Below are 7773 nucleotides of genomic sequence, written 5' to 3' on the forward strand. Positions count from 1 at the left end.
ACTCCGCACACTGGTCCGGGTGGGTCAGCGGAATGTCTCGATGGCGATCGGCGGGACGATCGTCAGCGCCGTTGCCCTGGCGGCGCTCCTTGCGCCGGTGATCGCCCCGCACGATCCGGCGACCCTCGACGTGCTCGGCCGATTGAGTCCTCCGACATGGGCCCACCCCTTCGGGACCGATAACCTCGGCCGGGACATCTTCAGCCGCGTCCTCTTCGGGGCTCGCCTCTCCCTGCTGATCGGCGGGCTGGTGGTGGGCACCTCGGGTGCACTGGGGACCCTCATCGGGATGCTCGCTGGCTTCCACCCGCGGTTGGACCGCATCCTGATGCGGGTGGTGGATGGCCTCATGGCCTTCCCCGGGATCCTGTTGGCGATCGCACTCATGGCCGCGACGGGGCAGCGTCTGGAGAACGTGGTCATTGCCCTGGCCGCCATCTTCACGCCGCGGATGGCGAGGGTCGTCCGCGCAGTCGTGCTGAGCCTGCGCGAGATGGAATACGTTCAGGCGGGCCGGGCCCTGGGCGCCACCGACTGGCGGATCATTCGCGTGCATGTCTTGCCCAACGCGCGCGGACCGATGATTGTCCAGGGAACCTTCATCTTTGCTGAATCGGTCCTGGCTGAGGCGGCCCTGGACTTCCTGGGCGCGGGCCTCCCGCCCGATGTCCCTACCTGGGGCACGATTATCGCTGCGGGGCGGATGTTCTTGCAGCGGGCGCCATGGATCACCATCTTCCCTGGCGTGGCCATCATGCTGACGGTCCTGGGATTGAACCTGCTTGGGGACGGTCTGCGCGACCTCGCCGATCCGCACCTGCGGGGACAGACACGAACTGGTGGCGCAGGATGAAGCCGGGACCCTACGTGGCGGCCATCGACCTGGGGACGACGAGAATCAAGGTCGGTATCTTCGACCTGGCCGGATCACTGCTGGCCTCGACCTCCCGGGAACAGAGCTTGCTCTTCCCGGCGGCAGGCCGTGTCGAGCAGGACCCTCATCGCACCTGGGCATTGCAGTGTGAGGCATTGCGCGAGGCCCTGGCCCGGGCCGAGGTGGCCCCCGAGGGGGTCGAGGCGGTCACGCTCTCGGTTCAGCGGGGAACGGTGATCGCGCTTGACGGGAGCGGGGAGCCGCTGACGAACCACATCGTCTGGATGGACCAGCGGGGCGTCGCCCGACTGGAAGAAGCCCGCCGGGCGGTCGGCCCAGAGCGCTATTACGACACCGCCGGGCACCCCCTGGTCCCCTACACCGGGCTTTCGAAAGTCCTGTGGCTGCAGCGCGACGCGCCCGATCTCTTCTCACGCTCCCGGGTGGTTGGGCCGCCCCAGACGCTCTACCTTCGGTGGCTCGGCGCCGACGAGCTCCTCTGTGACACCTCGGTGGCCACGTTCTTCGGCCCGTTCGACATCCGTCGGATGGACTGGAGCGACGACCTGCTCGCGGCCCTCGCCCTTCCCCGGGAGAAACTGCCGCGGATAACGCCGTCGGTCACCGTTGCCGGCGCCGTCTCGCAGCGAGCAGCGGAGGCGTGCGGGCTGCGGGTGGGGACGCGGGTGATAGCGGGCGGCGGCGACGGGCAGTGTGCAGGTGCAGGCAGCGGTGTGACCGTTCCCGGCCGGGTGATGGTGAACATCGGCACGGCGGCGGGAGTTCAGGTCTTTCTTGCCGAACCGCGTCTCGATCCTCGACGGGTGCTGAACTGTGGCGCGCACGTGGTGACGGGGGCCTGGGAGATGGAGGGACACACCCAGGCCTCGGGAGCCGTCTTCCGGTGGGTTCGGGATGAATTGGCCCGTGATCAGGCACAGCACGCGCAAGGGATCGAGTCCGCCTATGACCGCTTGGCCCAAGAGGCCGCGGCGGTCCCGCCCGGGGCCGAAGGTTTGCTGGTGCTTCCCACCTTCAACGGCGTCAGTGCCCCGTTCATCCGTCCCGAGTTTCGGGGCGCCATCCTGGGCCTGGGGCTGGCACACACGCGGGCGCACATCATCCGAGCGGTCCTCGAGGGAATCAGCCTGGAGATCCGCTGGATGCTGGAGGCGGTCCGGGAGGCGGGGGGTGAGGTCAGCGAAGTGCGGCTGGTCGGCGGTGGCTCCCTCTCGCCGGTCTGGAACCAGATTCACGCCGATGTCCTGGGCCTCCCTGTCACGACTCTCGATGTGGCCGACGCCGCAGTGACGGGAGCCGCCATTTGCGCCGCCGTCTCCATGGGGGCCTACCGGGACTTTCACGCGGCGGCAGAGGTCTTCGCCCGCCCGCGGGAACGCTTTGAGCCGACTCAGCGCCATGCCGCCTTCTATGAAGACCTCTATGGAGCATACCGCCACCTCGTTGAGATCCTTGACCAGGGCGGGATCTTCCAACGATTGGGGAGGGTAAAGCCAAGATGATCGCGCCAATGTTGGATGGGCGCGCCATCCTGCTGACGGGGGCGACGGGAGGCATCGGTCGTCGTCTCGCCATTGGTCTGGCCGAAGCCGGGGCGGACCTGGCTCTGCACTATCGGAGCCGACCCGAAGAGGCCGGGGCGCTGGCAGCACGCATCCGGGCGCTGGGACGCGAAGCGGTGCTACTGCAAGGCGACCTAGCCGATCCGGCGCAGGCGCGGGTTGTGGTGGACGGTACCGTGGCACACTTCGGGCGGTGCGACGTGCTGGTGAACAACGCCGGCGGGGCATGGCGCAGACCTTTCGTTGAGGTCACCCCCGAGCTCTGGCGGCGAACTTTTGCCGCCAACGTGGACACGGCGTTCCATTGCACCAGCGCTGTGGTTCCCCATATGGTACGGGCGGGAGGCGGGAAGATCGTGAACGTCGGCTCGATTGTGGCTGACCTGGCGACCTCCGTCCTGGTGCCCTACTGCTCTGCCAAGGCGGCGCTGCACATGTTCACGAAGGCGACTGCGGTCGCCCTCGCTCCGCACAGGATTACCGTGAACGCCGTCGCACCAGGCGTGGTGCTCACGGAGCGGATGCAGGTTCGGCTGGAGAACCCCCGCAACCGGGAAAGGGTCCTGACCCGGACACCTACCGGAAGTCTTGTCCGCCCTGAGGATCTGGTGGGTGTGGTGGTCTTCCTCGCCTCGTCACTCTCCGACCACCTCACCGGCCAGATCCTCACTGTAGACCACGGCTACTCCATCGCCGGGCTGGAATGGGAGCCCGAGTGAGGCGGCGGGAAGGCGCCAGGCAAGAGGACATCAGCCGTGATCGACCAGCGCTGGAGGCGAACGGCAGAAGTCCTGGTTAACTACTCCGCGGAGGTCCGGCCGGGGGATCGGGTCCTGATCGTCATGGTCGAGCCGGAGACCTTTCCCCTGGCGGTTGCGGTCTATGAGGCTGTGATCCGCTCGGGGGGGCTGCCCCACGTGCAGTTTGGCTCCGCGTACCTGGAACGGGCTCTGATGCAGTACGGCAATGAGATCCAGGTGAACTGGGTGCCCGAACCTGAGCTCGACGAGATCCGTTGGGCCGACGCGTACATCGGGTTGCGCGGTGCGCGCAGCCCCCACGAGTTCGCGGGAGTCCCAGCGGATGTCCTCGCAGCACACCGGCGTGCCATGGGGATAGTGTCCCGGGCCCGGAACGAGGGGACGCGGTGGGTGCTAATGCGAGTCCCAACGGAGGCCTTGGCCCAGCAGGCCGGCATGCCCCTGGACGAGATGATGGCGTTCTTTTTCCGGGCAACCCTGCGCGATTGGGCGGAAGAGGCTCGTACCTACGAGCAAATCCGCGAGCGCTTTCAGCGTGCCCGGACGGTGCGAGTCACCGGCCACGAGACCGAACTCACCTTCTCCACCGTCGGTCGGACTTACATCATCGGCGACGGCCGTCACAACATGCCTGACGGGGAGATCTACACAGCCCCGGTGGAGGACAGCGTAGAGGGCGTCATCACCTTTGAATTTCCTGGCGTCTACGGAGGGGTGCGGATCCCCGACATCCGCCTGGTCTTCGAGCGCGGGCAGGTGGTTTCCGCCACCGCGTCCGCCAACGCCGACCTCCTGTGCCGCATCCTTGACACCGACGTGGGAGCCAGACGCGTCGGTGAGTTCGGCGTTGGAGTGAACTTTGGCATCGACCGCTTCATTGGTGACGTGCTCTTCGATGAGAAAATGGGGGGCACAGTTCATCTGGCGTTGGGCCGCGCCTACGCGGAGTGCGGTGGTACCAACGACTCGGCAATCCACTGGGATGTGGTGAAGGACTTGCGGACAGGTGGGACCATCAGCCTCGACGGAGAAGAGGTCTTTAGAAACGGAAGCTTTCGATTCTAGCCGTCCGTGCCACCGTGACCGGTGGCAACCCAGGCTGGAGTCTTTCGAGGAGCTCTCGGGAGCGCCGGTCCCCCTGTTCCGGTAGCGCTAAAGGGAAAGCAGGCGGCCGCCACGAACGTTGCCCCAAGTCGAGCCACGGTCTTCTCGCTGCGGCGCAACCCGGCAGGGGGTGTGGGATGCCTGCCCGCATGACCCAGGTCTCTCAGACGCGCGCCGCTCAGGCCATGGTCGGCCGGGAAGCCGAACTCCGCAGGCTCGCGCAGCTCCTTGGGAAGGACGCCCGAGGGTATATCGTCCACCTGCACGGCATCGCCGGCGTGGGGAAGTCCGCACTGTTGGTGGCCTTCGCTGCCAGGGCCAGACGGGCGGGTGCCGCGGTGGTCGCGCTCGACTGCAGGGTGATCGAACCCACGGAGCGTGGCTTCCTCCAGGAGGTGGGGCGGGCCCTGGGCGGTCGAACGCGCACGGTGGCTCAGGCCGCGGCGCGTCTCGGCCGTCTGGCACCCGTCGTGATCGTGACGCTGGACAACTACGAGGTGTTCCGTCTGATGGACACCTGGCTGCGGCAGGTGTTCGTGGTGTCATTGCCCACCAACGTCCGCCTGATCCTGTCCGGGCGCCAGCCGCCGGTCGCCGCCTGGCTCGCCTCGTCCGAACTCGAGGGTCTGGTTGATGTGCTGCCCGTTGGCCCCCTTCCCCAGGGGGCAGCTCTCGAACTCCTGATCCGCTCGGGCGTTTCGCCGACCATGGGCCGGCGTCTGCTCCCGCTCGTCCGTGGACACCCACTCGCCATCAAGCTGGCGGCCAGGGCCGTCGCAGAACGGCCGGATCTGGGCACCGAGGATCTCGCTGCTCATCGCGTCGTGGAGGAACTGACGCGCGTCTACCTCGCCGACGTGTCCGATGCGGTGACGCGACAGGCGTTGGCGGCGTCCTCGGTTGTCCGGCGCACGACGCTCACGCTCCTTCGGGCTCTCCTCCCTGACGTGGATCCGCACAGCGCCCTCGAGCGCCTTCAGGCGCTGCCCTTCGTCGAGATGCGGCATGACGGATTGGTCGTGCACGAAACGGTTCAGGAGGCCATCTCGAGCCTTTTGCGGTCCACTGATCCCGAGCGGCACCGGCAGTACCGGAAGGCGGCGTGGCGTCAGCTCCGTCAGGAGGCGAGCGGCGCGGCGGCCGCGGACCTGTGGCGCTATACCGCCGACATGCTCTACCTGGTCGAAAACCCGCTCGTCCGGGAGGCGTTCTTCCCCACCGAGGCGCAGCCGCTCGCCGTCGAACCGGCCAGGCAGGAGGACGCCTCGGCCATCCGCCAGATCTTCCAGCGGCACGAGCCACCGGAGGCCGCGGCACTGCTTGAGGCCTGGTGGAGGCGCCTGCCCTCGGCCTTCTCCGTGATCAGGGACCGGGACGGGACGATCATCGCCTTCTACTGCCTCCTCGACGTCAACGCGATAGCGCCGCCGCTCCTTCGGGACGATCCGGTGGTCCAGAAGTGGTGGAGGCATCTCCAGGATCACCCGATCCCTCGAGGGCAGACGGTGATTGGGCTGCGGCAGTTCCTCGACCTGGAACATGGCAGTGGTCCCTCCGTGTCCCGGTCCGCCTGCTGGCTGGATGTGAAGCGCACGTATATGGCGCTGCGACCTCATCTGCGCCGGGTGTACGCTGCGGGGCCAGTCCTGCCTTCCCTGGGGCCGGTCCTCGAAACCCTGGGGTTCCGCGCGCTGCCCGTGCCTGGGGCGGGACCAGCGTTCGCTGTGGCACCGCAGCTCGATCCCAGCAATCTGGTGTTGGATTTCGGCCCCGGGTCGGTCGATAGCTGGCTGGCCGGCCTCGTGGCGGCAGAGACGGGCATCGACAGGGGACCGGCCCTTGACGAAAGGGCCCGGGAACTGACCCTGGACGGCCGGCAGATTCGCCTGACACAGCTGGAGTTCGGGGTGCTGAAGGCCCTCCTGGACGCCGAGGGCAGGACGGTGTCCCGGGCCGAGCTGCTGGAGGAGGTCTGGGGATACAAGTTCAGCAGGGGAAGCAACGTCGTCGACGCGGTCGTCTGTGCACTTCGCCGCAAGCTGGGCACCCGCGGCGAGGTCATCGAGGCCGTCCGCGGCGTCGGGTACCGGCTCAGACGGGACTGGCGTCACCTGCTCGCTTGATCGCCCGCGGGCCACTCCGTCCGCCCGCAGTTCTCACCAGCATCTCATCGAAACCTCACTCAACTGGGGACTCCCCGGCGTACGCTCTCGCTGTCCGACCGCAGGGTCGAGGACGCACCCGGGCGGGGTGGGAAGGGTGTCGCGAGATCCCAGAACAGTCGTCCAGCACTTTCTCGACGAGATCCTGAACGGGAAGGACCTCGACGCCGCCAACGAGCTGATCAGCAGCCCCATCCTCAGGCATCGGGTGATGGCGTTCCTCCAGGCCTTCCCAGACCTCGAGGTCACGCCCACCCTGCTCGTGACGGAGGCCAACATCGTTGGGGCGCGCCTGCTCGCCCGCGGAACACACCATGGGCTGTTTCAGGGCGTGCCCCCCACCGGGAAGCGGTGGACGGCCACCTGCTGCGGTTTCTACCACGTCCAGGGCCAACAGATCGTCGAGTCCTGGGTCAACTGGGATCTGCTGGCCATTCTGGAACAGATCGGCGGGATCCGCCGCGCTCCCGCTGCCAGCGCGTGAGGAAACCGCCGAAATCGGGGCAAAGGGGGGTAGAGCATGAGAACCAACATCAGGCTCGGACTGGTGGGACTGGTAATGACGTCCATTTTCGTCCTGGGCCCCGGCGCGGGGGCTCAGCAAGGGTTCAAATCCTCGCTGGTGCTTCAGACAACGACCACCTCCATCGGGCAGCCGATCCTTTTCCCTCTCTTCCGGAACGAGGTGAGGGCGTTCCTCATCGAACTCGCGCCCGGAGGGGAGGTCGGCCGGCACCGCCATCCCGTCCCCACCTTTGTCTACGTCCTCGAAGGGACGTTCACGGTGGAGACGGACGGCCATCCACCCAGGCAGTACCAGGCCGGACAGGGGTACGTAGAAGCCATGGGCACCTGGCACAACGGCCTGAACCGGGGCACGACGCCTGTGAAGTTCCTGGTGGTCTACGCGGCCGAAGAAGGCAGGCCGACGGCCGTTCGTCCGTAGACGTCCATGGCGGGGCGCCGCAAGCGACGTATCGGCTTCGACGTCGCTGAGGCTCACGTCACCGGACCGGGGGGCGGTGAGGGGGACGAGGGTGCCCTGAGGGCGCGGATTGCGCGCCTCGAGCGTCTGCTGGTCGACCCGGCAAGCGTGGTCCGTCGGCTCCCTCAATCCCCCGCCTGCCCCCGGGCCTGTTTCATCGTGCTGCCCCCAGCGGGCGGGGCAAAGGGATGGCACCCGGGAGCCAGCCGGAGCAGGTGCGGGCAGCAATTTTCCACGGGCTGTCCGCATCTCGTTGGCATGGGCGTCGTGCTGCCTGCGGTGGTGACAAAGAGACCGGGGGCAG

Annotated in this window: 7 protein-coding genes; all 7 read left to right on the forward strand. The window is 67.5% G+C overall.

All coding sequences use genetic code 11. From position 1 onward, the window contains the following. Positions 1-40: 40 nt before the first annotated feature. The 7 genes from RB146_10730 to RB146_10760 all read left to right on the forward strand — a co-directional run bounded on the left by RB146_10730 (position 41) and on the right by RB146_10760 (position 7430). On the forward strand, positions 41-853 hold the full coding sequence (locus RB146_10730; protein MDQ7829449.1) for an ABC transporter permease: 813 nt from the start codon (positions 41-43) through the stop codon (positions 851-853). Between the two features lie 14 nt (positions 854-867). Then, the gene (locus RB146_10735; GenBank protein MDQ7829450.1) at positions 868-2397 is read left to right on the forward strand and encodes an FGGY family carbohydrate kinase; all 1530 of its coding nucleotides are present in this window, start codon (positions 868-870) and stop codon (positions 2395-2397) included. Next, positions 2394-3176: an SDR family NAD(P)-dependent oxidoreductase gene (locus tag RB146_10740; protein MDQ7829451.1), complete on the forward strand. Its 783-nt coding sequence runs from the start codon at positions 2394-2396 to the stop codon at positions 3174-3176. Before RB146_10735 ends, RB146_10740 begins: the two co-directional genes overlap by 4 nt. Before the next feature lie 36 nt (positions 3177-3212). After that, positions 3213-4283 (forward strand): aminopeptidase, encoded by a 1071-nt coding sequence (locus RB146_10745; protein MDQ7829452.1) that lies wholly within the window; start codon positions 3213-3215, stop codon positions 4281-4283. A 188-nt stretch (positions 4284-4471) separates the two neighbouring features. Beyond that, the gene (locus RB146_10750; GenBank protein MDQ7829453.1) at positions 4472-6445 is read left to right on the forward strand and encodes a winged helix-turn-helix domain-containing protein; all 1974 of its coding nucleotides are present in this window, start codon (positions 4472-4474) and stop codon (positions 6443-6445) included. Positions 6446-6581: 136 nt separating this feature from the next. After that, positions 6582-6968 carry an ester cyclase gene (locus tag RB146_10755; protein ID MDQ7829454.1) on the forward strand — a complete coding sequence of 129 codons (387 nt, stop codon included), beginning with the start codon at positions 6582-6584 and terminating at the stop codon, positions 6966-6968. 36 nt (positions 6969-7004) lie between these two features. Beyond that, a complete protein-coding gene (locus RB146_10760; protein MDQ7829455.1) occupies positions 7005-7430 on the forward strand; it encodes a cupin domain-containing protein in 426 nt (141 codons plus the stop codon). Positions 7431-7773: the final 343 nt, after the last annotated feature.

The organism is Armatimonadota bacterium, from assembly GCA_031081585.1.
Taxonomy (GTDB): Bacteria; Sysuimicrobiota; Sysuimicrobiia; order Sysuimicrobiales; family Humicultoraceae; genus Geohabitans; species Geohabitans tengchongensis.